27 protein-coding genes and 1 pseudogene are annotated in these 25,879 nt (G+C 65.1%); 14 read left to right on the top strand and 14 right to left on the bottom strand.

The features are described from left to right. Positions 1-122, bottom strand: a 122-nt coding sequence (locus tag DES44_RS08020) for a transposase (protein ID WP_147307016.1), incomplete at its 3' end; no start/stop codon positions are given. Positions 123-339: 217 nt separating this feature from the next. Here DES44_RS08020 and DES44_RS08015 point away from each other — a divergent pair. Both DES44_RS08015 and DES44_RS08010 read left to right on the top strand, forming a co-directional pair. Continuing rightward, on the top strand, positions 340-588 hold the full coding sequence (locus DES44_RS08015; RefSeq protein WP_198164783.1) for a hypothetical protein: 249 nt from the start codon (positions 340-342) through the stop codon (positions 586-588). 72 nt (positions 589-660) lie between these two features. After that, positions 661-1,446 carry a ferritin-like domain-containing protein gene (locus DES44_RS08010; RefSeq protein ID WP_058935450.1) on the top strand — a complete coding sequence of 262 codons (786 nt, stop codon included), beginning with the start codon at positions 661-663 and terminating at the stop codon, positions 1,444-1,446. Positions 1,447-1,502: 56 nt separating this feature from the next. Here the strand turns inward: DES44_RS08010 and DES44_RS24995 are convergent, their stop codons facing one another. Continuing rightward, the gene (locus DES44_RS24995; RefSeq protein WP_170156632.1) at positions 1,503-1,667 is read right to left on the bottom strand and encodes a hypothetical protein; all 165 of its coding nucleotides are present in this window, start codon (positions 1,665-1,667) and stop codon (positions 1,503-1,505) included. A gap of 779 nt (positions 1,668-2,446) precedes the next feature. Between DES44_RS24995 and DES44_RS08005 the strand changes: the two are divergent. Further along, positions 2,447-2,968: pseudogene (locus DES44_RS08005) on the top strand (ferritin-like domain-containing protein); the annotation flags it as partial. A 159-nt stretch (positions 2,969-3,127) separates the two neighbouring features. Next, on the top strand, positions 3,128-4,021 hold the full coding sequence (locus DES44_RS08000) for a DMT family transporter (RefSeq protein ID WP_058935452.1): 894 nt from the start codon (positions 3,128-3,130) through the stop codon (positions 4,019-4,021). A 13-nt stretch (positions 4,022-4,034) separates the two neighbouring features. Here DES44_RS08000 and DES44_RS07995 read toward each other — a convergent pair whose 3' ends face one another. Then, the gene (locus DES44_RS07995) at positions 4,035-4,508 is read right to left on the bottom strand and encodes an Lrp/AsnC family transcriptional regulator (RefSeq protein ID WP_310732345.1); all 474 of its coding nucleotides are present in this window, start codon (positions 4,506-4,508) and stop codon (positions 4,035-4,037) included. 135 nt (positions 4,509-4,643) lie between these two features. Between DES44_RS07995 and aptA the strand changes: the two genes are divergently transcribed. The 6 genes from aptA (at position 4,644) to DES44_RS07965 (ending at position 11,123) form a co-directional block, all read left to right on the top strand. After that, a complete protein-coding gene (aptA, locus tag DES44_RS07990) occupies positions 4,644-5,960 on the top strand; it encodes an omega-aminotransferase AptA (protein WP_058935454.1) in 1,317 nt (438 codons plus the stop codon). 159 nt (positions 5,961-6,119) lie between these two features. After that, entirely contained in the window at positions 6,120-7,202 is a 1,083-nt protein-coding gene (locus DES44_RS07985) for a DMT family transporter (RefSeq protein ID WP_233441638.1), read from the top strand. 150 nt (positions 7,203-7,352) lie between these two features. Next, positions 7,353-8,273, top strand: a complete 921-nt coding sequence (locus DES44_RS07980) for a PIG-L deacetylase family protein (protein WP_058935455.1) — start codon at positions 7,353-7,355, stop codon at positions 8,271-8,273. After that, positions 8,270-9,265: a succinylglutamate desuccinylase/aspartoacylase family protein gene (locus DES44_RS07975; RefSeq protein WP_058935456.1), complete on the top strand. Its 996-nt coding sequence runs from the start codon at positions 8,270-8,272 to the stop codon at positions 9,263-9,265. Before DES44_RS07980 ends, DES44_RS07975 begins: the two co-directional genes overlap by 4 nt. Before the next feature lie 21 nt (positions 9,266-9,286). Continuing rightward, on the top strand, positions 9,287-9,982 hold the full coding sequence (locus DES44_RS07970; RefSeq protein WP_058935457.1) for a DsbA family oxidoreductase: 696 nt from the start codon (positions 9,287-9,289) through the stop codon (positions 9,980-9,982). Between the two features lie 121 nt (positions 9,983-10,103). Next, complete coding sequence (locus DES44_RS07965) at positions 10,104-11,123, top strand: recombination-associated protein RdgC (RefSeq protein ID WP_083525649.1); 1,020 nt, start codon at positions 10,104-10,106, stop codon at positions 11,121-11,123. Between the two features lie 99 nt (positions 11,124-11,222). On the opposite strand, the gene dusA is transcribed toward DES44_RS07965, so the two are convergent. Continuing rightward, positions 11,223-12,272 carry a tRNA dihydrouridine(20/20a) synthase DusA gene (dusA, locus tag DES44_RS07960; protein WP_058935458.1) on the bottom strand — a complete coding sequence of 350 codons (1,050 nt, stop codon included), beginning with the start codon at positions 12,270-12,272 and terminating at the stop codon, positions 11,223-11,225. Between the two features lie 265 nt (positions 12,273-12,537). Here dusA and DES44_RS07955 point away from each other — a divergent pair, with 265 nt between their 5' ends. The 3 genes from DES44_RS07955 (at position 12,538) to DES44_RS07945 (ending at position 14,546) form a co-directional block, all read left to right on the top strand. Beyond that, positions 12,538-13,299, top strand: coding sequence for a hypothetical protein (locus DES44_RS07955; RefSeq protein ID WP_058935459.1), 762 nt, complete (start codon positions 12,538-12,540; stop codon positions 13,297-13,299). Between the two features lie 230 nt (positions 13,300-13,529). Then, a complete protein-coding gene (locus DES44_RS07950) occupies positions 13,530-13,874 on the top strand; it encodes a hypothetical protein (RefSeq protein WP_058935460.1) in 345 nt (114 codons plus the stop codon). Between the two features lie 129 nt (positions 13,875-14,003). Continuing rightward, a complete protein-coding gene (locus DES44_RS07945; protein ID WP_058935461.1) occupies positions 14,004-14,546 on the top strand; it encodes a hypothetical protein in 543 nt (180 codons plus the stop codon). Positions 14,547-14,716: 170 nt separating this feature from the next. Here DES44_RS07945 and DES44_RS07940 read toward each other — a convergent pair whose 3' ends face one another. The 10 genes from DES44_RS07940 to DES44_RS07895 form a co-directional block, all read right to left on the bottom strand. Then, positions 14,717-15,499 carry a 3-hydroxybutyrate dehydrogenase gene (locus DES44_RS07940; protein WP_058937455.1) on the bottom strand — a complete coding sequence of 261 codons (783 nt, stop codon included), beginning with the start codon at positions 15,497-15,499 and terminating at the stop codon, positions 14,717-14,719. A 67-nt stretch (positions 15,500-15,566) separates the two neighbouring features. Then, positions 15,567-16,316 carry an acetoacetate decarboxylase gene (locus DES44_RS07935; protein ID WP_058935462.1) on the bottom strand — a complete coding sequence of 250 codons (750 nt, stop codon included), beginning with the start codon at positions 16,314-16,316 and terminating at the stop codon, positions 15,567-15,569. 101 nt (positions 16,317-16,417) lie between these two features. Further along, entirely contained in the window at positions 16,418-17,647 is a 1,230-nt protein-coding gene (locus DES44_RS07930; RefSeq protein ID WP_058935463.1) for a patatin-like phospholipase family protein, read from the bottom strand. A gap of 150 nt (positions 17,648-17,797) precedes the next feature. Next, positions 17,798-18,601 carry a c-type cytochrome gene (locus DES44_RS07925; protein WP_058935464.1) on the bottom strand — a complete coding sequence of 268 codons (804 nt, stop codon included), beginning with the start codon at positions 18,599-18,601 and terminating at the stop codon, positions 17,798-17,800. Beyond that, positions 18,598-20,217: a cbb3-type cytochrome c oxidase subunit I gene (locus DES44_RS07920; protein ID WP_058935465.1), complete on the bottom strand. Its 1,620-nt coding sequence runs from the start codon at positions 20,215-20,217 to the stop codon at positions 18,598-18,600. The genes DES44_RS07925 and DES44_RS07920 overlap by 4 nt, the downstream gene beginning before the upstream one ends. After that, positions 20,204-20,770, bottom strand: a complete 567-nt coding sequence (locus DES44_RS07915; protein ID WP_116001378.1) for a cupredoxin domain-containing protein — start codon at positions 20,768-20,770, stop codon at positions 20,204-20,206. The genes DES44_RS07920 and DES44_RS07915 overlap by 14 nt, the downstream gene beginning before the upstream one ends. Beyond that, positions 20,767-21,000, bottom strand: a complete 234-nt coding sequence (locus tag DES44_RS07910) for a hypothetical protein (protein ID WP_058935466.1) — start codon at positions 20,998-21,000, stop codon at positions 20,767-20,769. Before DES44_RS07910 ends, DES44_RS07915 begins: the two co-directional genes overlap by 4 nt. 8 nt (positions 21,001-21,008) lie before the next feature. Continuing rightward, positions 21,009-22,283: a c-type cytochrome gene (locus DES44_RS07905; protein WP_375137511.1), complete on the bottom strand. Its 1,275-nt coding sequence runs from the start codon at positions 22,281-22,283 to the stop codon at positions 21,009-21,011. 32 nt (positions 22,284-22,315) lie between these two features. Beyond that, on the bottom strand, positions 22,316-23,074 hold the full coding sequence (locus DES44_RS07900) for a c-type cytochrome (protein ID WP_058935468.1): 759 nt from the start codon (positions 23,072-23,074) through the stop codon (positions 22,316-22,318). A gap of 35 nt (positions 23,075-23,109) precedes the next feature. Continuing rightward, positions 23,110-23,850 carry a LuxR C-terminal-related transcriptional regulator gene (locus DES44_RS07895; RefSeq protein ID WP_058935469.1) on the bottom strand — a complete coding sequence of 247 codons (741 nt, stop codon included), beginning with the start codon at positions 23,848-23,850 and terminating at the stop codon, positions 23,110-23,112. Between the two features lie 312 nt (positions 23,851-24,162). Between DES44_RS07895 and DES44_RS07890 the strand changes: the two genes are divergently transcribed. Continuing rightward, entirely contained in the window at positions 24,163-25,830 is a 1,668-nt protein-coding gene (locus DES44_RS07890) for an MFS transporter (RefSeq protein ID WP_170156630.1), read from the top strand. The last annotated feature ends 49 nt before the right edge of the window (positions 25,831-25,879 follow it).

Raw genomic sequence — 25,879 nt, 5'->3', positions numbered from 1 at the left:
CACTTATAAAAGGTGGCATCGCTGAAGCCGCCCTGCCGGCAGAGCTCCTTGACCGGCATGCCTGCTTCGGCTTGCCTGAGGAAGCCAATGATCTGCTCCTCGGTGAATCTGCTCTTCTTCATGTCCGTCATTCTCCTGGTTGACGGACTTCACTGCCTTGACGTTGGTACGGCTGGAAGGGGGCAGGTCAGAACGTCTTCCCAAGCTGTCAACTGCGCCTCGATAGTTGCAGGTGGACTACCCCTTGATCAGCTAGACATCGTGTCCCTATCCTGGAACAGCACGTCAAGAAACTTGCATCGGTCCTCGGCGCAGCATGTGATTCCACCTCGGCAGTGCGTGGCAACGCGCAACGCGATCGAGTTGATGGAGCAGCAGGGGGTTAACGCCCTGCACCTGTTGCTTCGTCACGTGAACTGCGATTCGGGCGACATCGATCTACGCGACAAGCGGCTGAACGATGAAGCAGTTGCGAGCGGAATGGATCGGATCTTCTCGGCTTACAAGCTGCTGTCAGGCGACAAGCTTTGGGTGATCACCGACGCGGATCGAAGCTCGACGACGATCCTTCTGCCTTCGGACTACTGATCCAGGCCCAAAAGACGAAGGGACCGTGCGGTCCCTTTCTGCTGCCCCGCCCTCCCCGACGATAATCCGGGGATGAACACCGGCCTTCGCGATGCAGCACTCGCGATCCTTCTTGAAGACAACGCAGACGCCAAGGCGCAACGAGCCCTTGAGCTCGCGCCCGATCTCGTCATCGATTCTGGTCTTAAGCTGCAAGAACCGGCAGGAATTCCAGGTCGGCCCGCCAAGCCAGCCCTTGTCGCCCACACGGCATTGACTCGGCCATCGATGCGCACGCCTGAAGGTAGAGCCGCCCTCATCCACTCGCTTGCGCACATCGAACTGAACGCGATCGATCTTGCGTTGGACATCATTTGGCGGTTTTCCGACATGCCCCCAGCCTTCTACACGGACTGGCTGAAGGTGGCGAAGGAAGAGGCGTACCACTTCACTTTGCTCCGGGACCACCTTCGCTCGTTCGGCTTCGACTACGGCAACTTTGACGCACACAACGCGCTGTGGGAGATGGCCGAACGGACCAAGGGAGACATCCTCGCGCGTATCGCCCTCGTCCCCCGAACTCTCGAAGCCCGTGGTCTGGACGCGTCTCCTGCAGTCAAGGCGAAGTTGGTTGGTGCAGGAGACATGGAAGCTGGCGCGATCCTGGACATCATCCTCCGCGACGAGATCGGTCATGTCTCCCTCGGGAACCGCTGGTATCGCTATGTCTGCGAGCAGCGCGGCATTGATCCAGTCGCGACCTACGCGGATCTTGTTGAGCGGTACGACGCCCCACGCCTTCGCGCTCCCTTCAACATGGAGGCAAGGCGCGCGGCGGGCTTCGAGGAAGCCGAGCTCTTAGCTCTCCAGAGGCCATGAGAAACGGCCTGCGGATTTCGCCGCAGGACGTCAGCTCACCTTACGGCGAGTTCAGTTCACTTTTTGTGCTTCGTCGCGTCAACCAGCTTGTAGCCCTGGTTAGGAGCAGGAGTCGCCGGAAGCGGATTGCCTTTGGTCGAAGTGATTTCGGTCTTGGTCACCACGTTCTTGTACTGACCGGAAACCGGTGCGGGCGTACCCGGCTTGAGAGTCTTGACCATGGGGCCTCCGTAATGGCTGGCGAAGGTTTCGCACTCGCAAATCCCCTCGCCAAGTGTTCACGTATGTAGACAAAAATGTCCTACATGTGCTCCACTACGAGTCTCGGTATTGACAACGCGATACCGAGACTCGGGCGGTTACGGTCTTCTGGTAAGGGCACGAGCTGCGACTAGCCATATGGCTGTCACCCGCACCTCAGTTGCTGTTAGCAAAGGTCACTCCTTCCTAGTTGCTCTAAGCCACAACTTGGCTACCCCGTCGCAAGGGTTACGTTGACTCGGATGCCACGCTCGTGAGGTTGCCGCCTCACGTGTCGTGGCTTTCGTCTTTTGGCGCTGGGCCATGAACAAGATTATGCAGAAGTTCGTGCGGTAGTCGACACTCTGAGGCAGGCCTTTGGTCGCTTCGCCGGCGAAAACTTTTAGTTGTACACAGCTTATGCACATCACAAAATGTATTACGCCAGTTGACTTTAAGCGTAATACGGTAAGTGAGTTGTTCACAAATTTTTTGTGGTGACTGCCGACGCCATTAACCAAAGGAATCAACCACTTAGGTTTGATATCGTTTAGCAGTGGCTAAGCTACGTACCGAGGCCTCATTCCGATATCAGAAGTCATGGTGTTTACCAGGCTGAACTGTGGTTGCATCCAGGGTGACTGATGTCCACAGGCCAAAATGGCCAGACTCTTTACACAATCTTTACACTAGCCAAAATTTCGTACTGCTACATGAGCCATCCATTTCACATGGTGGTACTCCAATATGTAAACAATTCAACCCGGCCCTGAACGCGGTCTGGCGCTTCCCGGGCATGCCCGCTGACTACTACACCGACTGGCTGCAGGTGGCCGCCGAGGAAGCGCTGCATTTCACCCTGCTGGACCAGCATCTGCAGTCGCTGGGCTGCCGCTATGGTGACTTCGACGCCCACGACGGCCTGTGGTCGATGGCGCGCCGCACCGAAGGGGACGTGCTGGCCCGCATGGCCCTGGTGCCGCGCACACTCGAGGCCCGCGGGCTGGACGCCACCCCGCCGCTGCAGGCCAAGCTGGGCAAGGCGGGTGACCATCGGGCGGTGGAGATCCTGGACATTATCCTGCGGGATGAAGTGGGGCATGTGCGCATCGGCAACCGCTGGTACCGCCATCTGTGCAAGGAGCGTGGCCTGGACCCGGTGGCGCTGTATCCCAGTCTTGTGGAACGGTTCGAGGCACCGCGGCTGCGACCGCCATTCAACGTCCAGGCCCGCAGCGAGGCTGGCTTCAGCGACGAGGAGATTGCCTATCTCAGCAGCTGACGCTGGCGAGCCCCGACATGACCGTGCCTGGCGGCCCCCGCCATCGCCTACCGCGCACTAACGCCCACCGCGGACCGCTTTTCCTGCACTCACCGCCCCATCCCGCCTCGAACCTGCACTGACGAGGGCTCATCACCGCCCTTCCCAACTCCGCACACCATGTCCCGCATCCAAGCCAACCTGCTGCTCACACTCGTCGCCGTGATCTGGGGCTCCGCCTTTGTGGCGCAGTCCCACGCCATGCAGGTCATGGGCCCGATGATGTTCACCGGCATCCGTTTCCTGATCGGTGCATTGGTCGTGCTGCCGCTGATCGTGCGGGAGCGGCGCGCACCCGGCGCCCGAGCGCTGACGGTATCGGACGGGGGAAAGATCGTCGGCCTCGGATTGCTGCTCACCATCGGCGCTGCGCTGCAGCAGATCGGCATCCAGTACACCTCGGTGACCAACGCGGGTTTCCTCACCGCGCTGTATGTGCCGCTGGTGCCGCTGCTGGGCTGGCTGCTGCTGCGCCACTGGCCGCACTGGTCCGTCTGGCCGGGCGCGCTGGCCTGCCTGGTGGGGGCCTTCCTGCTGTCCGGCGCTCATGAGCTGCAGATCGGGCTGGGCGATGCCTGGGTGATGGCGTCCGCCCTGCCGTGGGCGGTGCATGTGCTTCTGATCGGCGTCGTGGCGGACCGCATGAACGCGCCCTACACCGTGGCCGGCGGCCAGTTCCTGCTGTGCGGCCTGCTGGGCCTGGCTTGGGGCCTGCTCTTCGAGCCGGTGAGTTGGGACGCCGTCCAGTCCGCCGCCATCCCGCTGCTCTACACCGGCGTGCTGTCGGTGGGGGTGGCGTTCACGGCGCAGGTGGTGGCCCAGCGCTACGCCCATGCGGCGGACGCCGCCATCATCCTGTCGTCCGAGACGCTGTTCACCGCTGGCTTTGGCTATGTGCTGATGGACGACCGACTCTCGCCCGCCGGGCTGCTTGGCTGCGGCTTGATTCTGGGCGCCATGCTGCTGATCCAGCTGCTCCCGATGCTGCGGGTGCTTCGTCCGCGCGCTGCCTGACGCTCCCGCGCGCTCATTCCAACGGAAACGCCGTACTCCGCTTCACCGTCCGCAGCACCAGCATCGAATTGGCCCGGGCCACGCCCGGCAGTTGCATCAGCACCTGGGTGTGCAGGCGCTCCAGGTCCTCGGCGTCGCGGTAGGCAAACCGCAGCAGGTAGTCGTTGCTGCCCGCGACGTAAAAGCAGTCCAGGATGTCCGGCGAGTCCTTCACCGCCTGCTCGAACTCGGCCAGCGCGGCGGGCGTCATGCGCTCCACGTTGATGATGGTGTAGCTGGTGCCGGGCTTGCCGATGGCCTTGGGATTGAGCAGCGCCACCACCCGGTCGATCACGCCCTCCTCTTCCAGACGCTTGACCCGCCGCAGGCAGGCCGAGGGCGACAGGTGAATCTGCTGCGCCAGCGCCTGGTTGGACAGGCGTGCGTCCTGCTGCAAGGCGGCCAGGATGGCGCGGTCGATCGAATCCAGTGTGGGCGGAGTGCTCATGGACCGCATTTTCTGTCACTTCTGGAACGCTACGCCGCAGAAAATTGCGCCATCCCGGGTTTGCCTGACATCACAACGCTTCCCGATTGCGCGGCGCGTTCTCTAGACTTCGGTTGATCTCGCAAGGACCCCGCCATGAACGCCAAGCAGCCCGACCTGAACGCCTACTGGATGCCCTTCACTGCCAACCGGCAGTTCAAGGAATCCCCCCGTCTGCTGACCAAGGCGGATGGCATGTACTTCACCGACGACCAGGGCCGCCAGGTGCTGGACGGCATTGCCGGGCTCTGGTGCGTCAATGCGGGGCACAACCGGCCGCGCATCGTGCGGGCCATCCAGGAACAGGCCGCCGAGCTGGACTTCGCCCCGCCCTTCCAGATGGGTCATCCCAAGGCCTTTGAACTGGCTTCGCGGCTGGCCGAGATCACGCCGGAAGGCTTGAACCGGGTGTTCTTCACCAACTCCGGCTCCGAGGCGGTGGAGACGGCGCTGAAGATCGCGCTGGCCTATCACCGCGCCCGTGGCGAAGGCCACCGCACCCGCCTGATCGGCCGGGAGCGCGGGTACCACGGCGTGAACTTCGGCGGCATGTCGGTGGGCGGCATGGTGGCCAACCGCAAGATGTTCGGTACGCTGTTGTCCGGCGTGGACCACATCCGCCATACGCTGGACATCCAGCGCAATGCCTTCAGCGTCGGCCTGCCGGCCCATGGGGCCGAGCTCGCGGACGACCTGGAGCGTCTGGTGGCGCTGCATGATGCATCCACGATTGCCGCGGTCATCGTGGAGCCGATTGCCGGGTCCGCCGGCGTGCTGCTGCCGCCCCAGGGCTACTTGAAGCGACTGCGCGAGATCTGCGACAAACACGGCATCCTGCTGATCTTCGACGAGGTCATCACCGGCTTCGGTCGCACCGGACAGCCGTTTGCCGCCCAGACCTTCGGCGTCACGCCCGACCTCATGACGGTGGCCAAGGGCCTGACCAACGGCTGCGTGCCCATGGGCGCCGTCTTCGCGCGCCAGTCGATCCACGACACCTTCATGCAAGGGCCGGCGCATCTGATCGAGCTGTTCCATGGCTACACCTACTCCGCTCACCCGCTGGCCTGCGCGGCGGGCCTGGCGACGCTGGACACCTATGCGGACGACCAGTTGCTGACCCGCGCCGGCGAGATGGCCGGACACTTTGCGGAGGAGCTCCATTCGCTGCGCAACGAGCCCCATGTGATCGATGTGCGGAACTTCGGCCTGGTGGGCGGCGTGGAGCTCACCCCGCGCCCCGGCGAGCCCACCAAACGGGCGTTCAGCGTGTTCCTGGACTGCTGGGAGCAAGGCGTGCTGGTGCGCACGACGGGCGACATCATCGCCCTGTCGCCGCCGCTGATTGCCAGCCGGGACGACCTCAGCCGCATGGTGGCGGCCATCCGGACTGCGCTGCGGCGACTGGCCTGATGCTGAGGGCCCAGCGGCAGTCCCGTCGCGTCATGGGTGCACTGGGCGTGATGGTGGCTCGGGGGGCCCGGGGGGCCCTGGAAACCATGGTCGTCGTGGGCGGCAGGCGCTCGTCCGAAACTCGTTGCCGCTGCCACCCTCGGGCATGATGCGACCCTCATGCCAAGTTCCATGCCCAAGCCCACCCCCGGTCCGGCCGCGCCCGCCCTACCGGCTGCGGCGCTGGCCGTCGCGCCAGTGCCGGTGAACACCCCGGCGCCGCCACCCGCGCAACCGTCGTTCCCGGCGACTCCTGCGGTGTCATCCCAGGTGCCCTGGCTGGCCTACGGATGCCTGGCGGCCAGTACCAGCCTCATCGGCAGTTATGTGGGCCTGTCCAAGCTGCTGGTGGCGGCGTTTCCTGTCTTCCTGCTGGCCTGGCTGCGGTTTGGCATGGCGGCGGTGATCATGGCGCCCTGGCTGGTGCGCACCCCCGGCGAAATGCCGCTCTCCCGCCGCACCAAGGGGCTGCTGTTCCTGGAGTCCTTCTTCGGGAACTTCCTGTTTTCCCTGTGTCTGCTGTTCGGGGTCCGCCACAGCTCGGCGGTGGTGGCCGGGGTCATCATGGCCGGGATTCCGGCGGCGGTCGCCTTGTTGTCCTTTGTGTTTCTGCGGGAGCGCATCGGCGGGCGGGTGCTGGCTGGCATTGCGCTGGCGGTGTCCGGCATCGCCATGGTCGCCCTGCACAAGCAGGATGGCGGCACGCCACAAAGCGGCTGGGGTGCCCTGCTGCTGCTGGGGGCGGTGCTGTGCGAAGGCAGCTACGTGGTGATCGGCAAGCAACTGACGCAGGCGCTGTCCGCCAAGCGCATCAGCGCGCTGATCAACCTCTGGGGCCTGGCGCTGGTGACACCGCTGGGCCTGTGGCAGGCCCTGGACTTCAACTTTGCAGCCGTGGAGCCCAAGCAGTGGGGGCTGCTGCTGTTCTATGCGGTGGCCGCCAGCATGGTGACCGTCTGGCTGTGGATGCAGGGCTTGCGGCATGTCAGCGCGCCCAAGGCCGGCGTGTTCATGGTGTTCCTGCCGATCTCCACCGCGGTCATCGGCGTGGTGTTCCTTAACGAGACGATGTCCGGGCTCCAAGCGCTGGCGTATGGGCTGGCGCTGGCGGGCGTCGTGCTGGCGACCTGGCCGCAGCGGACCTCAGGGCCCGCAGCCGCGCCCTCCTCCGCCCCGCTTTCCGCCCCCACGGCCCCCGAATAACCGCCGCCTTATGGAGGCCCCACAAAAAGCAATACGAAAAGGGCCCGGATTCGCGGTAAATCCGGTCAGAACGGCGTCAGCCCTACTACCAATGTAATACCATTTGGACTTCTGCCCGCTGTCCTCCGGCCTTAGGCCCCGCCGTTGCTCATGCCCGATTTCGACCGTCCCCTGACCAGTTCCAGCCCTGCTTCGCAATGGGAGGCCTGGGTGGAGAGCTGGTGTGCCGTGCTGCAGCAGGCACCGCGGCAGGGGGTGGCCGGGCCGGCGCACCCCGCCGGTCCCTTGAGCGCGTTGATCTTCGCGCCCCATCCTGACGATGAATGCATCGTCGGCGCCCTGCCGCTGCGCCTGCGACAGGAAGCGGGTTGGTCCGTGGCCAATGTGGCCGTCACCCTGGGCAGCCGCCAGGAGCGGCGCGCCGAACGTCTGTCGGAGCTTCAAGCCGCCTGCGAGGTGCTCGGTTTCGGGCTGCACCTGCTGTCGGACGACGGTTTCGAGCAGGTGAAGCCGGAAGCCGCGGCCGCCCGCACCCCACTGTGGCAAGCGCAGGTCACGCAGGTGGCCACCTTGCTGAGTGAAGTCCGGCCCGCTCTGGTGCTGGTGCCTCACGCCGGGGACGGCATCCCGACACACATGGGCGTCCATGCGCTGGTGTCGCAGGCGCTGGCGCAAGCCCGGTTGAGCACGGTCGTGGCGTGGACAGAATTCTGGGCGACGCAGGCCGCCCCCAATCTGCTGGTGGAAACCGGCGTGGCGGACACCGCACGCCTGGTGCGGGCCCTGTCCTGCCACCACGGCGAAATCGCCCGCAACCCGTACCATCTGCGCCTGCCCGCCTGGATGGCGGACAACGTGCGACGCGGCGGTGAACTGCTGGCCGGCCCGGGCGAGACCCCGCCGCCCTTCGGTTTTGCCACCCTGTACCGACTCTCCCGCTGGGTGGACGGCCAGCCGCAGGGCGACCTGCCGGCGCGGATGCTGTCCTGCGAAGATGCGCTGCGGACCGAGTCCCTGCTGGCGGCGCCGTCCGACGCGCTTGCCCTTCACCCCACCCCCACCACGCCATGAGCCAGACCGCCCCTCCCACCCACCTGCGTATCCACCAGTTCGCCGGCCTGAAGCCCGGCCCTCGCCTGCTGGTCACGGCCGCCGTGCACGGCAATGAGGTGGCGGGCGTCGGCGCCATCCAGCGCGTTTTGCAATTGCTGGACGAGGGCAGCCTGACCCTGCTCCAGGGCACGCTGACGATGATCCCCATCGTCAACCCGCTGGCGCACCGCCTCCAGCGCCGCGAGGGGGACCGCAACCTGAACCGCAACCTGCGCCCCACCCCCATCCCGCAGGACTTTGAAGACCGCATCGCCAACCAGCTCTGCCCCTGGCTGGCGGCCAGCGACGTCCTACTGGACCTGCACAGCTTCAACAACCCCGGCCCCGCCTTTGCGATGCTGGGCCCGCGCAACAACAATGGGGACCTGGAGCCCTTCCGCCACCAGTCCGCAGAAAGCGCCCTGGCACTGGCGGTGGGCACCACCCGGATCGTGGAAGGCTGGTTGTCCACCTATGCGCTGGGCTTGAAGCGCCGCGCCGACAAGGCCAGCGACGGCAGCCGCCGCATGGCGCTGCAGCAGGACCCGCACTACGGCGTCGGCACCACCGAATACATGCGCAGCCAGGGCGGCTACGGCATCACCCTGGAATGCGGGCAGCATGAGGATCCACAGGGGCCGGAGGCGGCGTTCAAGGCCATCGTGCGCACGCTGGTGCTGCTGGGCATGGTGGCACCAGGCAGCGCGGGTGTGGAGGCGGCCGATCCGCAGCGTCCGGTGGAGCTGCTGCAGCTGTATGAGGTGATCGACCGCGAACATGCGGACGACCAGTTCGAACGGGCCTGGGCCAGCTTCGACCCCGTCTCTGAGGGCCAGCGCATCGGCACCCGCGCCGACGGCACGCCGGTGCTGGCGCCGTCAGGGGGCCGCATCGTGTTCCCCAACAGCCGGGCCGAGCCGGGCAATGAATGGTTCTACCTGGCAAAACCCAGTGACCGTGCATTGACTTGAGCCTGCGGCTAGAGTGGGCGCATGAATGAAACCCTCCGCCCCGCGCCTGTGCGCATCGATTTCGTTTCCGACGTGGCATGCCCCTGGTGCGCGGTCGGCCTCAAGTCCTTGGAGACGGCGCTGACTCGCCTGCCGCAGGTGCAGGCTGACCTGCACTTCCAGCCGTTCGAACTCAACCCGAACATGCCGCCCGAAGGCGAGGACATCGAGGAACACCTCTCCCGCAAATACCGCTCCTCGCCGGAGCAGCGCCAGCAAATCCGCCAGCACCTGCGGGACCGGGGCGCCGCCGTGGGCTTCACTTTCACCGAAGGCGCCCGCAGCCGCATCTACAACACCTTTGATGCGCACCGCCTGATCCACTGGGCCGGCCTGCAGTCGGCCAAGGCCCAGCATGACCTCAAGCTGGCCCTGCTCACCGCCTATCACACGAACGGCAAGAACCCGGGCGACCGGGAGGTGCTGCTGGACACGGTGGCCAGCATCGGCCTGGACCGGGCGGAGGCCGCACGCGTGTTCGATGGCGGTGATTTTGCGGACGAGGTCCGGGACGCCGAGGCGCTGTGGCAGGACCGTGGCATCAGCTCGGTCCCGGCGGTCATCCTCAACGAAAAATACCTGATTTCAGGCGGCCAGCCGCCCGAAGCCTTCGAACAGGCGCTGCGTCAGGTGGTGCAGGAAATGGCCGAAGAAGGCAAGGCTCAAGCCGGCGGGTGACGCAAGGGGGATGATCCGCCTTCGGCGGTCCGCCCAGACCTGAGACAATCCGCTGACGTTTCGCCGGGGCCCACGCTGTCCGCGTGGGCCCTTTTGTTTTTGCGCATCTGTAGTTCCGTCCATGTTCAAGAACCTGATCATTTACCGCATCGCCAATGACTGGCAGCCCAACGCTGAGAAGCTGGAAGACGCGCTGGAGCAGGAACGCTTCGAGCCCTGCGGCGCCACGCAGGCGCTGTCGGCCGGCTGGGTGCCCCCGCGCGGAGAGCCAGGCGCGCGGCTGCTGGAAGAAATCGACGACCACTGGCTGCTGAGCCTGCGCCTGGAAAAGCGCGTCCTGCCGGGGTCGGTGGTGCGCGAGCACGTAGAAGAACTGGCCGAGAAGATCGAGCAGGAAACCGGCCGGCGCCCCGGCAAAAAGCAGCAGCGCGACATGAAGGAACAGGTGGAGCTGGAGCTGCTGCCCCGTGCCTTCACGCTGCAGTCGCACCTGCGGGTGTGGATCTCGCCCAAGCAGCATCTGCTGATGGTGGACGCAGGCTCCATCGGCAAGGCCGACGAGCTGATCACCCTGCTGGTGAAGGCCGACACCTCGCTCAACCTGCACCTGCTGCAAAGCGCCGAGTCCCCGGCCGCCTGCATGGCCGCCTGGCTGATGGACGGCGTGCCGCCCAAGGACTTCGTGATCGACCGCGACTGCGAGCTCAAGGCCGCGGACGAGATGAAGGCCGCCGTGCGTTACGCGCGGCACAACCTGGACACGGATGAGGTCAAGGCCCACCTGACCAGCGGCAAGATGCCCACGCGACTGGCGCTGACCTGGAAGGAACGGGTGTCCTTCACGCTGACCGATACGCTGCAGGTCAAGGGCATCAAGTTCCTGGACATCGTCTTCGACGGTCGCGACAAGCCCGCCAAGGACGAAGCCTTCGACGTGGACGCAGCCCTGGCCACCGGGGAGCTGAGCCAGCTGATTCCGGACCTGGTGGAAGGCTTGGGCGGCGAGCTGGACTTCATCGGCCAGTCGGCCAAGATCGCGGCGGAGCATGCGCCAAAGTCGGGCGCGGGCGGCGCGGTGCAGGAACACCGCACGCCGGCCATGGACGCGGATCTGGCGACGGAAGCGGCGCCGTGGGATTGAGCGGCCCTGGCGGGCTAAGAAACCCTTAGTGCGCCCTGGATGACCGGGACGCACCCCGAGTGTTCAGCGTGCTGGGTTCGCTCAAAGTGCTGGGAGCGCTCAGGCGTCCACGGGCGCCTGGAAGGCAGGATGCTGCCGCGCAATCTCCGCGGCCGTCTCACGCGCCTCGGTGGCCTGACGGGCGACTTCACGCACCGGCAGGTGCTTGAGCCGATGGTCCGACCACACCTGCCGCCAGCGACGCGCACCCGGTAGTCCGTTCCACAGGCCCAGTGCATGCCGCATGGCCTGTGACCAGGGGCGTCCCTGCGCCACCTGCTGCTCCAGATAGACCAGCCATTGGTCTTCAACCGCTTCCCGGCTCTGCACCGGGGCCGCCGCTGCGCCGAAGAAACGCTGATCCCAGCCCGCCATCTGCCAGGGCTCGTGATAAGCCTGCCGACCCACCATCACGCCATCCACGTACGCCAGTTGCTGCTCAATCTGGTCATCCGTCTTGATGCCGCCGTTGATGGCGATGGTCAGGGCCGGGAACTCCTGCTTGAGCCGGTGCACCAGCTCATAACGAAGCGGCGGGATGTCGCGATTTTCCTTGGGCGAGAGCCCTTGCAGCCAGGCATTGCGCGCGTGGACGATGAAGACCTCGCAGCCCGCCTCGGCGATGGTGCCGACGAAGTCTCTGACAAAGTCGTAGCTCTCGATCTTGTCGATGCCGATGCGGTGCTTGACGGTGACCGGAATGCTCACCGCATCTTTCATGGCCTTGACACCATCGGCCACCAGGCCCGGTTCGGCCATCAGGCAGGCGCCGAAAGCGCCGCGCTGCACGCGCTCGCTCGGGCAGCCGCAGTTCAGGTTGACCTCGTCATACCCCCACTGCTGGGCCAGTTTGGCGCATGCGGCGAGATCGGCGGGTTCGGAGCCGCCGAGTTGCAGCGCCACGGGATGTTCCTGCTCGCTGAAGTCCAGATGGCGCGGCTGGTCGCCGTGCAGCAGCGCGCCGGTGGTGACCATCTCGGTGTAGAGCAGCGTGTGCCGGGTCAACAGCCGGTGGAAGTAGCGGCAGTGGCGGTCGGTCCAGTCGAGCATCGGCGCAACGGACAGCCTCCACGGGCTGAAAGCGAAGGGTTGGTGGGGGGAATCAGACATCTTTGAAGTGGGCGCCGAAGCACGAAACTGCACAAACGCCCCCGGGATAGACTTTGGCACTGACACCACAGCGCGACGAAGCACCCGCCCAGACGGGCCGTCGCAAAACAAGAATCCAGGGAAGGCTTGCTAGAGCAATGGCATCGATTATCCCGCTGAACGGGAAATGGCGCGCCCAGGTGTGCCGGGGCTCAGTCCCCGCCCCCAACGAAGACGTTCGTGACCAAGGCTCTCGCCGATTCGTGACCGCGGGGACCCGCAGAGCATGACGCGCCGCTCCAATGCCATCCGCCATGCCGACGAGATCTGGCCCGCGCTTGATGCGCTGTTGCTGCCGCTCGGATTCACCCGCACGGAACGCGTCTTTCATCGCCGCACCGACAACGATGGGGTGCCACGTCTGGAGGCGCTGGCGTTTCAGTTCGAGTACGGGTTCCGGACCTGCTGGATGCATGCGACCGTGAAAGTGCCAGCGCTCATTGAACGACTGCACGGCGTACGCCCTTTCGCCTACAGACCTGAGCTTGCATGGCGAGTGCCAGACCACGCCAGCCATGTGGCCTGCATGGTGCGACTGTCCGAAATGGGTGCCGTGGGCTCGCCCCTGCCGCCCGGCATCAGCTGGCGGCCCGATGGGCGGCTGCAGCGACAACGTCCCACTCCCGGCTCGGTGCTGGGAGAAGCCTTCGCGGCCATCACTCACGACCATGCGCTGCCCTTGTTCGAGCGCCGCTTGACCTTGCAGGGGATCGCTGCGGCGGCCGACTCACCGGCATATGCCACGAGCGGCTTGGGCGGCGCCTGGCCGCTGGCCGCGCGACTGATGCTGAACGACCTGAACGGCGCCGCAAGCGCCTTCCGCACGCATCCCTACTCCCTGGGCGACGACCGAAGCCGGCTGGCTGCGGCCAAGGCCTGGCTTTTGCAGCAAGGCGTGGACGTGAGCGACGTTCGATGGTCGGCGGCCGCTGCCGAGGCGGCGCACCCGTGGCAGGCACAGGCCTGGTTGAACGGGTCCGTGGTCTGATGAGGCACACGCATTGCCGCGCTTCATGAACCTCAGCCTTCAATGGAGTCGATATGAACGCGCTCATTCCAACCTGGATCATTGGAGCCCCCTTGCTCCTGGCCATCATCGACTGGATCCGAACTCCGAAGGTCGGTGCAGCGTCGTTGCAGCGCTGACCTCTCAGAACCGCGGTCGTGCGCTGCATGACCGCGTTCGCGTCGACGGCGCCCAGGCGCAGACCCCCTGAAATGAAAGTCAAGACTTGCGATGTCAACGCGTTCCAGCAGGAACTCAACGAATGGCGCGGCTGCGCGGCGTCGTTCAATGCATACAGTGACGATCACGACAGGTTCGTTTTGAAGCTTGCCAAGCAGGACGCGCAGCAAGAGCCCGTTGGGATCGCATTCTTCTATTGCAGCTACCTTGACGGCCCATCTTCATGGAGCGCCGTCAACTTGGTCGTGCATCCGGCGCTGCGAGACGACGGTTCGCCCGGCTACGAGGTATGTGACACGGCTGCGGGCTTCGTGGTGCGATTTGCCAGCGCAAGTCTGTATGGCAATGAAGAAGCCGTCCTGCCAGAGCGAAACTGAAACCTTTCACCCTCTCGGCCTGGTCAGCCCAAGAAGCACGCGCGAGAACACCTCCTGTTGTCGGGGTCAGCATGACTTTGCTGCCCGCTGACCACCGATCACGCCTGGTTAGACTGCGTAGCAATGAGCATGCTGGCAACCTTCATCAGCGCTGAGGCCGTTAACGACTGGCACGATGCTGCTCGCGTTGTATTGGGCACCCCCACCAACCCAACGGCGGCCCCAGTTGCGGCTGTTGGAATCCGTTCGGGCACGCAGGCTCGGTGGCGAGTTGACTTGTTCGCAAGTGTTGGGTACTCCTGCTTTCAGGATGTGCGCGGCATCGGTGAGTTGGTTTACATCGGCTACGGCGAACAAGTTGCCGTGTTCTCCCCAAGGAACGGCGAGTTGGTGTCGCACTCGCTCGATGGGTATTTCGGCCAGCTGTTCACTGCAATCGATCTTGAGTCACCGGAGCTGGGTTCCTCGGTGTTGGTGGCGTCGGCGTCAGAGTTGCTGCGCTTCGACGGGACTGGAAGGCTTCTGTGGAGGATGTCCGAACTTGGGATCGATGGTGTCGTCGTTCACCGCGTTCAAGATGGCCGAATCTTCGGTGACGCCGAATGGGACCCACCGGGCGGATGGAAGCCATTTCGGCTGCACCTGGATTCCGGTGAAGCATGTCCGGACTGAGGCTTTGTCCTGTGCCGATCCAGCCCTTCAACCAGCGGTGCGGCAGTCCTTCGCTGATGCAGCTGACCAAGCGTGCCGTAGCGCTCCCAAGGCTGTCTCAGCATCACCCCGAAGGCGCCAGAAGGCCCTCCGACCGCCGTGCACGCTTGTTGCGCACCCCGGCCCTCCCCTTACTGCATAAACCACCCGTGGCTCACCACCACCGATTGCCCGGTCAACGCCGTTGACGGAAACCCCGCCAGGAACAATGCCAGTTCCGCCACGTCATCCGTGGTCGTGAACTCGCCATCCACCGTTTCCTTGAGCATCACATTCTTGATCACCGCTTCCTCGGAGATCCCGAGCGCAGCGGCCTGTTCAGGAATCTGCTTCTCCACCAGCGGCGTACGCACAAAGCCGGGGCAGATGACGTTGGCCGCCACCTTATAGGCAGCCGCCTCCTTCGCCACCGTCTTGCACAGGCCGATCAACCCATGCTTGGCCGTCACATAGGGCGCCTTGAGCTTGGAGGCTTCCTTGGAATGCACCGACCCCATGTAGATCACGCTGCCACCACGCCCTTGCGCATACATGTGCTTCAGGCAGGCCTTGGTGGTGAGGAAGGCACCGTCGAGATGAATCGCGAGCATCCGCTTCCAGGCCGCGAACTCAAACTCGTGCACGGGCTGGACGATCTGGATCCCCGCATTGCTCACCAGTACGTCGATGCCGCCAAACTCCTTGGCAGCCGCATCGACGCCCTCATTGACCTGCTCCTCGCTGGTGACGTCCATGCCGACGCCCATGGCTTCACCGCCCGCGGCGCGCAGCTCCTGGGCCGTTGCAATGGCGGCGTCCCGGTTCAGGTCCGCGACGACCACCTTGGCGCCGGCGCGGGCAAAGACAACGGCGATTTCCTTGCCGATGCCACTGGCAGCGCCGGTGATCAGGGCAACTTTGTTCTTGACGGTCATGGCAATGAACTCCTGCAAAGGCGTTTGAATGAAGGAAAGCGTCTCGGAAAACGGACTCGAGCCCGACTCAGGCGAGATAGTCGTATTCGACGGTGCCCAGCGCCAAGGTCATGTCCGCGATGTAGTGCACCGCCGACTCCACCTTCAGCACCGGCAGATCTGCCACCGGCGCCAAGGCATGCGGATGCAGGTCCAGGGCTACAGGCCCGGTCCAGGCGCCGTGCAGCGTCACGTCGGTCATGTGGTAGCGCACCAGCTCGCAGATGCGCGGCGTGCCGTCCACGTGCGGAATGATCTTGAGCAGGAAATTGGGCTGCGCAATGCTGTCCAGGATCGGGCCCGGCTCCAGCGCCCGGTGCTTGAAGCCCATGGTGGCATTGGCCACCGGCGACTTGCCGTAATAGAGCACGCCCAGCAGCAGGTCGGTCTGGTATTCAAGCTTGGGCGACGCGAGCTTCTTCGGGAACCCCCAGAGCTCCCGTCCCCCGGCAATCGGCGGATGGTCGTTCAGGTACATCGCATGGGTGTAATTCCCTTTCTCCAGGCCTTTGGCGGTCCGCAACTGGACCGGAATGACCTGGCCGGACTCGGTGTAGTCGCCAAAACCGCTGGAGTCGGGCATACGGATGAACTCGTACTTCACCAGCGGCTCCACCACTTCCAGCGGTTCCGGCACCACGGCGCGCAAGGCGTCCATATCGGTGCGGTAGGTGATGATGAAGAACTCGCGCCGGACGAATCGATAAGGCCCGGGAGGGAATGCCGGGTTCGTGAACGGCATGGCGAAGGCGTTCTTGCGGATGGCGTCGATATGCATGGCAGGCTCCGGATCGGTGGTGGGTGGATCGGTGTCGGGGGAGCAGCGAATGGAGGCAGGCGGGAGCTTCGGTCGCGGTCGTTGGGAGCGGCACCGCACCGTCAGACCGGGCTGGCGGCCTGACGCACATCCAGCCCGTCGCCGTCGAGCATGTCGTAGGTCGTGACCCCGACCGCGCGCAAACGGCTCCTCATCAATTCGGGATGTGCAAGGGTGCGGCCCATGTCCTCGAAGCCCGATTTCCAATGCTCCTGCATCATGGAACGCGAGAACTCATAGTCCTTCTCGGCGGTCTCGTAGCCTTTCTGGCGATAGACCAATTGCACAATGTCAATCGGCTCGCGGCGCAGCAGTTCGCGGGCGTGCACGACCTTCGCATCGCCCTTCAAAGCGGCGGGCAACTGGTCCAGCAGTTCCAACAGCTCCTGACGCGCATTCAGATTGGCGGCGATCACGTTCGTGCTCAGACGTGTGCGACTCGAAAACTGGATGTCCTTGTGGCGGGAGGCCACCTCTCCCAGCGTCTTGGGCATGGCCCCTCGTGCATTGAACAGGTCCACCTGGAGCACGAGCAGCCGGCGATGGCGGTTGTGATGCTCCAGCACATGGAGCAGCGGCGTGTTGGAGACGATGCCGCCATCCCAGTAGTCTTCCCCGTCGATGTTCACAGGCGGGAAGCCGGGAGGAAGCGCCCCGCTGGCCATGATGTGCTCGGGGCCGATGGTGCACTCGGTGTTGTCGAAATAGACGGAATTGCCGGTACGCACGTTCACGGCACCCACCGAGAAACGCACATCACCGTGGTTGATGCGATCAAAGTCGACCAGCCGCTCCAGCGTCGCCTTCAGAGCCGCCGTGTCGTAATAACTCAGCAGCGGCGCTGAATTCCCCAACACCAGCTGCGGGGACATTCGCGGCGCAAAGAAGCCGGGAATGCCCATGGCAACAGCGGACGCGGCACTGAGCTGGCTGAAGGACGACTGCGCAGCGGGCCACGCCGGCCATTGCTGACCGGGTGCAGACGACACGAGGTTCCAGAACTCCCGCAGCCGCTCCACCCGGTACTCCGGCGCATTGCCCACGATGAGTGCGGCATTGATCGCCCCGATCGACACGCCCGCCACCCAGTCCACCGACCGATATTTCGTGGACAGCGCCTCATACACACCGGCCTGGTAGGACCCCAGCGCACCGCCGCCCTGCAGCACCAGGGCGGTTTGCGCGTGGTCCACGTCCGCCGGCGTGAGGGCGGCGTGAGACGACGGGGACGATGCGGGCTTCTTGGAGGAAGCGTTGGAGCGCTTGCTGAGCGGAGCACGTGCGGTGGTCATCTGGGACGGTCTCGGCGTGGTGGAGGGAGGCAAAGCGGATTCAGCGGATACAGCGAATACAGCAGATGCTAGGGATGCCCTGCTCCGCCCGCATTGGAGGCATGGTGCAGGAGCACCTCTCCCGTTCGGCGTAGAGCGCTGCGGCGGTGATCAGTGCGCGTCGTCGCCGGCATAAAAAGCCGCGACCTCCGCAATCTCGCCAGGGGTCATGGCACGCGCCATGTTGCGCATCTGCGCATGGCTGTCGTTGGCGCGGGCGCCGGAGCGGAAATTGTTGAGCTGCGCGACCAGGTAGGCCCTGGGCATGCCCTCCAGCCAGGGCGCCCCCAGCTTCTGGTCGACGCCGCCATGACAGGAGATGCAGGGCGCGACATTGCGCAAAGGCGCCCCCACCCGCACCAGGGCGGGCGACGGCACCTGCGCAGGGGCGGTCTCCACGCGATGCGGCCGGGGCAGCGACGCATAGTAGGCCGCGAGGTCTTCAATGTCCTGCGCCTTCAGGTTGCGGGCCAGCGCTTGCATGATGGTGCTGGCACGCTGCCCCTCCTGGTAGTCCCGCAACTGCTTGATGATGACCTCGCGGTACTGTCCCGCGAGGTTGGGCGCCTCGGATCCGCTCATGCCGCGGCTTCCATGGCACATGGTGCAGTTCAGGGCCAGCGTGGCTCCGCGGCCCACGGACCTACTCGGCGCCGGCGCCGCCATCGTTCGCTCCAGGACCACATGCGTGGACACTGGCGGGGACACGGCATCTGGCGACTGGGGGCTCCACGCAGCGGGGACGCCGGCCGCACGGCAGATGCTCGCCCACACCCCCTCGCTCGCAAACCCCACGGACACGGACGGGAGCCAGACGAAGCCCACCAGCATCCACAGCAGCGTGAGCCCGGCCAGCGCAACGACGCTGCGGCGGAACCAGACGTTGCGCCAGGAAAAGACCGCGTTGTTCATCATCGTGTCCCGATAGGAATGACCGGCACGCGCGCTTCCTTCAATGAAGCCAGTTGCGCAATCGGGTAGCCGTAGTTGACGAGGGTCAGGGCCGCCATCATGAACACCCACAGGCCGAATCCGTTGAGTGCCGCCGGCGGTCGCCTTCCTTCATGCACGGCCCGGCTGAAGGTGAACGGCACCGGCGTGCCGCGCCTTCGACCGGCAAAGGCCAGCAGGTAGACGAAGAGCGATGCGGACACCACCAGCAGCGCGCCGCCACAGACGGATGCCGTCACCGTCCAGGCCTGCGCCTGCAAAGCCGGATGGCTGTAGTCGTAATACGCCATGCGCCGCGGCATGCCCAGCAACCCCACCCAATGCCAGGGCAGCGTCAGCACCAGCATGCCGACGAACCACAACCACAACTGCACCTTGACCAGACGTTCCGGCAGCGGCGCGCAGTGCGTCAGCGACGGCCACAGGTCGTAGGCGATCATGAAATACATGATGACGATCGCACCCGCGAAGATCAGGTGGAAGTGGCCGGTCACCCATTGCGTGTTGTGAACGGTTTCATTGAGCTGGTAGCTCATGTTGATCAGCCCGCCCACGCCGCCCAAGCCCAGCATCACAAAGGAAAAAGTCAGCGCCAGCATCATGGGGTTGGACCAGGGCAGCGCCTTCAGCCAGCCAAACACCCCTCGCCCGCCGCGCAGCCGCGCCACGATCTCGACCGACGCCACGATGGTGAACACCGTGAGGAAGGTGGGCACCGACACCATGGCCGTCATGGCGGCATGAACAAACTTGAAGCCCGCTCCCACCTGCGGATCGGCAAACAGGTGGTGGATGCCGATCGGCATCGAGAACACGAGGAAGAGCGCAAAGGCCACGCGCGCCATGGTGTCGCTGTACAGGCGCGACCCGATGGCCCGGGGAACGATGGTGTAGAACGCGATGTAGGCCGGCATCAGCCAGAAATAGACGATGGCATGCAAGGTCCAGGAAAAGAAGACCCGTGCAAGACCCGCATTGATCGTATCCACCCATCCCAGCGACGCGGGAAGGATGAGCAGCAGGATCTCCAGCGCCGCGCCGAGCGACGTCCACGCCCACAGCAGTGCGCCGGCGACATTGCCATACATGGCCAGGGGCACGGTGGCGGACGGTTGGTCCCGCTTCCAGGCACGCAGGTTGACGACCATCAGGGCCACCCAGATCCACGAGCCCACCACCACCAGGACCACGCCCAGGTAGTAGAACGGGCTGCCGGTCAGCGGCGGATAGAAGGTGTAGAGCACCGATGCCTTGCCCAGGGCGACGGTGATTGACGCCATCGCTGCGCCGACGAGGAGCAGCCATAAGCCCACCCAGGCCCACCGCAGGCCGATCAGCGCGCGCTGGAGCGCCCGCTCGGTAATGGCGTAGCCGAACCCCATCGCGATGAGGGTCGGGAACACGTAGCCCATGACCGTGCCATGGGCCGTGACGGAACGGTAGTAGTGCTCCGGATTGCTGATCCAGGCACTAAGCGGCGAGCGCATGAACATCTGCCATTCCCCCAGGCAGATCGCCACCAGGAAGGCGCCGATGGCCACCCAGAAATGGGCGAGGACCAGTTTGTTAGCTCGGTACACAGCTGAGCCTTTCTCCCGGGCGTGACTTCGCCAGGAACTCTTCGATGGACAGCACCTGCACGCGCGCCCACATCGCCTCATGCCCGGTTCCGCAGTACTCGTGGCAGGGCATCAGGGACTCGCCCGTCTTGCGGAAGCTCGTGGTGAAGGTGGACACAAAGCCTGGCACCAGCATGGTGTTGGCATTGGTCGTCCCGATGACAAAACCATGGATGGCATCGGTGCTGGTGCCGCGGAAGGTGACCGGCGTATCCACCGGCACCACGATGCATTGAGGCTGGAAGGAGTACTGCTGCGCCACCAGGCGCACCACGATTTTTCCGTCGGGTCGGACCTCGGTCCCAAGGTTGGCCTCCACGAACTCCCCTTGCGTGTGCAGTGTCCTGACGTCCACCGTCTCCACGCGCGAGGGCGGCATGGCGGCCCAGTGCCATCCCGTGAACACCATCATGGCAATGAGCACGCCGACGATGGCCACCACGATCAGGGCCCACCGTCGTTCGGCCCCTGCGGCCACGGCCTCCGACCGGTGACTGGGTTCCAGGCTGATCATTGCAGAGTCCCTCGCGGCAGGTAGACGAAAAAGTAGAAGACGAACCAGATCGCCACGACCACGGTGGTCGCCACGCCCACCACGGCAAAGGTGCCGCCGGGGCCGCGTACGACGATGTCTTCCAGCATTGCTGCGTCGGCGACGCTGGCCGCACCGGCGGCATCAGCGGTGTCAGCGGCATTAGCGGTGTCCGCAGCGCCCATGGCGGCGGGCTGTTCAATGGGGGTCATTGCAGGCCTCATTCAGGAAGGATCTTGCGCAGCTCATTGACCTGGACCGCGGTGACCGGGGTGCCTTGGTTGCCCCACGCCAGGCGGATGTAGGTCACCGCCGCAGCGATTTCCTCATCATTCAAGACATGGCTGAACGGAGGCATGCCATAGGGCCGCGGATTCTTGAAGGTGCCCGGGGCATAGCCGCCGTTCAGCACCATCCGGATCGAATTGACCGGCGACAGCATGGTGATGGACTGGTTGCCCTTCAGCGGCGGAAACGCAGGGGGGTGCCCCACGCCTTCCGTACCATGGCAGACCGCGCAACGGGCGGCATAGACCTTTCGGCCGAGCTCCATCACGCCGGGGTCCACAAGGCGCTCGCGCGGGGTGGGCGGGGCCTCGGCGTCCCGCATGGGCAAGGACTTGAGGTAGACCGCCATGGCCATCACATCCTCGTCGGTGAGGTACTGCAGGCTGTTGTAGACCACCTCGGCCATCGGGCCGTAGGTGGTGCCCCGATGGGACGCACCGACCTGCAGCAGGTCGGCAATGTCCTGGAGCGGCCAGTCTCCCAGGCCCGCCTCGCGGTTGGAGGTCAGGGACGGTGCATACCAGTTCTGATTGGGGATCATGCCCCCCTCGAAGGCCTTGGACTGCCGGGAGCCGCCCAGGGCATTGATCGAGGTATGGCACATCGCGCAGTGCCCCAGCCCCTGCACCAGATACGCCCCGCGGTTCCACTGTTTGGAGGCCTTCACATCCGGCTGGAACTCCCCTTCTTTGAAATAAAGGGTTCGCCATCCCACCAGCAGCTTGCGGTCGTTGAACGGGAACTTGAGTTCATGCGGCCGGTTTTTCTGACGCACCGGCGGCAGGGACTGGAGGAACGCAAAGATGGCATCCGAGTCTTCTCGAGTCACCTTGGTGTAGGAGGCAAAGGGCATCGCCGGGTAGAGCAGCGAGCCATCACGCGAAATGCCGGTATGGAGCATCCGGTAGAACTCATCGGCCTTCCAACGACCGATGCCGGTCTCCTCATCCGGCGTGATGTTGGGGACAAAGAGGCTGCCGAATGGCGTGGGCATGGCCCGCCCGCCGGCGAATGGCTTGCCGTTCGGGGCGGTGTGGCAGGCAACGCAGTCACCGGCCCGGGCGAGATACTCTCCACGGGTGATGCGCTCGGTGGTGGCCTCGTTGGGGCCGCCAGTGTTGTTGGGCGCCAGCGGCCTGGAGAGCGCCTGTGACATGGCTGCCGGCCGCAGAAAAATCAGCACGCCCGCGCAAAGCGCCGCGCCCAGACTCACCACAGGAAGGATTCGGACGGCGGGTTTCACTGCCCACCTCCGGTGGTCTGTGCGCCGAGAGGCTGGCTGCCACAGGCGTAAGGCATTCGCTGCAGCGCTGCCGGTTCTGGTGCTGCATCGACCGGCGCGCTCTGCTGAGACAGCCATCCGGCAACGGCGGCGATGTCCGCATCCGTCAGACGCGTTGCCACACGCTTCATGCAATCGGGCTCCCGCGCTCGACGCTCGCCAACGCGCCAGCGTGTGAGCTGTGCCGCGATATAGCTGGACCGCAGTCCGACCAGCCCGGGAATGCCCGGCTCCACGCCATACAGGCGGGCCCCATGGCAGGCCATGCAGGCCGGGACACCCTTCTGGACGTCACCCACGGTCGCCAGGGTCTTTCCCCGGGCGACCGTGGCGGCGTCCAGAGAGCTGGTCTCGCGTGCCGCGAAGTCTGGGCGCTGCCTCGCGAAGTGCTCGGCAATCTCCCGCAGGTAGGCATCGGGCAGGTAGGCCACCAGGGCATTCATGGGCGGATACGTCCGCCGCCCATCCCGAAAGGCCACCAGCTGGTTGTACAGGTACTGGGCCGGCTTGCCTGCAATGCGTGGGAAATAGCCGCTGCCGGTCCCCTGCCCGCTGGGCCCATGGCAGGTCACGCACCCCTGGACCCGCGCCTCCATCGAGTCCAGTTGCTGGAAGGACGGGGTGTCCGCGCCCTGGGCGCAGGCCAGCGACGCAAGACTTCCCCCCACCAGCAGCACGCTGGCGAAGGCATTTAGAACGGTGGCGGAGAACGACATGGGGCGGACCTTCAGAGCAGTCGGTGGGATCGGCATCAGGCGGGCGTGGCGGGTGCCAGCTCCTGCAGGCCGGACACGTCGCTCCTTGCCACGCCGACCCGGGCCGATGAGGTGGACCGGCGCAAGGGTTGCGCGGCACTGACTCGCAACAAGCCGCGATGGGTGGCCACGGCGACGGCTTGCGTCCGGGTGGTCGCGCCCAGCTTGTCCAGAATGCCCGCCACATGCGCCTTGACGGTGCCCGGTGCAATGCCCAGGTCCCGAGCAATGGTCTTGTTGCACATCCCACGCTGCAGCAGTTCCAGCACCTCGGTTTCCCGAGCGGTCAGCGTCATGCGCGTGAGACTCTCGGCGATCCGCTCCGCCACGGCGCCACAGAGATACCGGCGATTGGAGGCGACCATTCGTACCCCGGCGACGATCTCCGCCACCGAGCAGTTCTGCATCAGGTAGCCGAACGCGCCGGCGTCCATTGCAATGCGGACTTCCCACTCGCGGGACAGTTGGGTCACCACTAACACCCTGGGCGGAACCATCCGGCTTTCCTTTCGCCCGGTCTTTCTCAGGTCTGCGAGTGTCTCCAATGCGCCGTGGTAATCGGCAATCAAGACATCGCAATGCGTGCCATGCGCTGCCCATTCCCGCTGCCAGGATGAACCGCTGGACGCCGTGGTCACCGTCATGCCCGGCTCAGTGCTGAGAACCGCCAGAAGGCCGGCCACCACGATGGGTTCCTCGTGAATGATGAGGACGCGAATGTTTTCTAAATGCTGCATCAGATCTCTCCCTGCCGATGACATCGACAATGAATCTGATGATGTCGGCCGCGCTCCGCATGGGCAAGTTGTCACTTATTAGCCTTTGCCAGCCTTGCGTGTTCAGAATTGTTAGACATCGATCCATTGCCGTCGTCACCGTGCATTCCATTTGAGCATCGAGTGATGCGCCGCGCGGCACTCTTTCCGCGATTAGCCCATTTGGCAGAGGCGCAGGCAGGAACGGTGGCGAATTCCATTCGGGCCGCGGATCCCTCCCAATACCGAGCCAAGTCTTCGGGTCTCCAACCTCATTCATCCGCAGGGTTTGACATGACGTCTCTTGAGATGCTCCGGCGCGTGGGATGCGGTGTGACCGGCGCGGTCATCGGCCTGGCGCAGAGCCTGGGCCTGCATCTGGCCAATTCGAATCTCGCCAATATCCAGGGGGCGCTGGGCGCCACCGCCGCAGAAGCCAGCTGGCTGACCACCGCGTACTTCGCGGCGGCCCTGTCGTCCACGTTGTTGCTGGTGAAGATCCGTCTGCATGTCGGGCTGAGTCGATTCGCCACTGTCGGCTTGTGCGTGTTCCTCGGGGCTGCGGCGCTTCACCTGGCCGCCAACAGCGTGTCCTCGGCCGTCATGGTGCGCGCCATGCTGGGCACGGTGTCGCCGGTGATGAGCACCCTGGCGGTGCTCTATCTCATTGAAGCGTTCGCCCCCAGGTTCCAGGTCGTCGGACTGCTGCTGGGCTTTTGCTTCCTGCAACTGGGCATGCCGCTGTCCCGGGTGATGTCCCCCAGCCTGCTGGAGCTGGGCCAGTGGCACGGCCTGTTCCTGATCGACGTCGCCTTGGCGCTGCTGAGCCTGGCGGCCATTCATCTCATCCGCCTGCCAGCGCCGCCGCCTCAAGCGTCGTGGACCCGGGGCGACTTCGTGGCCTTTCCGCTCTACGCCGGTGGCCTCGCGCTGCTCAGCGTGGCGGTGTCCCAGGGCCGGCTCTACTGGTGGACCGACACCGACTGGATCGGCCAATGCCTGGCGGCTTCGATCGTCCTGGTGGGGCTCTACGTCCTGTTCGACCTGAATCGCGCCCAGCCGCTGATCGACCTGCGCTGGCTGGTCAGGCCCTTCATGATCCAGTTCGTGGTGGCCGTGCTGTTCTTCCGCATCGTTCTGGCCGAGCAATCGGTGGGCATCGTCGGACTGATGACCGTCCTGGGGCAGAGCAACGAGCAGATGGGAACGCTGTTTTCCATCGTCACCGCGGCCACCTTCCTCGGCTTCATCGCCTGCATCGGGATTGCAGCCCGGCGCGGGCCCCGGGTGCTGGGCCTGCTGGCCCTGGTGCTGGTCATCAGCGGCTCGCTGTTCGACGCCACCGCCACCGCGCTGACACGCCCCGAGCAGCTCTACGTTTCGCAGGCCATCCTGTCCGCCGGGCTGGCCGCGTTCTTCTCGGGCGCCGTGCTGCTGGGCTTCGGACCGGTGATGGCGGAAGGCGGAAAGAACCTGGTGAGCTTTCTCGCGGCGTTTACGCTGGCGCAGTACCTGGGCAGCCTGCTGGGAAGCGCCTGGGTGAGCACCACGGTGGCGCAGCGGCAAACCGTCCAGTACTCCGCGCTGGCCCAGCACATCCAGTACGGCGACCCTCAGGTCAGCACCCGACTGGCGCAGTTGGCCGGCTCGGTCGCGCGGGTCGTGAGCGATCCCGCCGAGCGCACGCGGCAAGGCGCGGCGCTGCTGGCGCAGCAGGTGACGCGTGAATCGATGGTGCTGGCTTACAACGACCTGTTCCAGCGCATTGCCGCCATCGGCGTGGTCATGTTCATCGTTCTGGGGGCGCTCACCTGGCGGGCCCACCAGAAAGACCGGCGACGGGACCAGGACGCGGCGGGTGATCCCTCACGCGCGCAAGCCGGAGCACCCGCCGGCGCCCCTGTCGGCGCTCAATCCAGCGCTCAAGTCGGCACCCCAGCGGCCCTCCGACCAGCGCCATGACAGCGTCATGACAGCGCCCTGCCCCCTTGACCGTTCCAACCCACCTTGC

The organism is Roseateles depolymerans, assembly GCF_003387155.1.
GTDB lineage: Bacteria > Pseudomonadota > Gammaproteobacteria > Burkholderiales > Burkholderiaceae_C > Roseateles > Roseateles depolymerans.
This window is presented reverse-complemented; position numbering and strand designations above follow the sequence as displayed.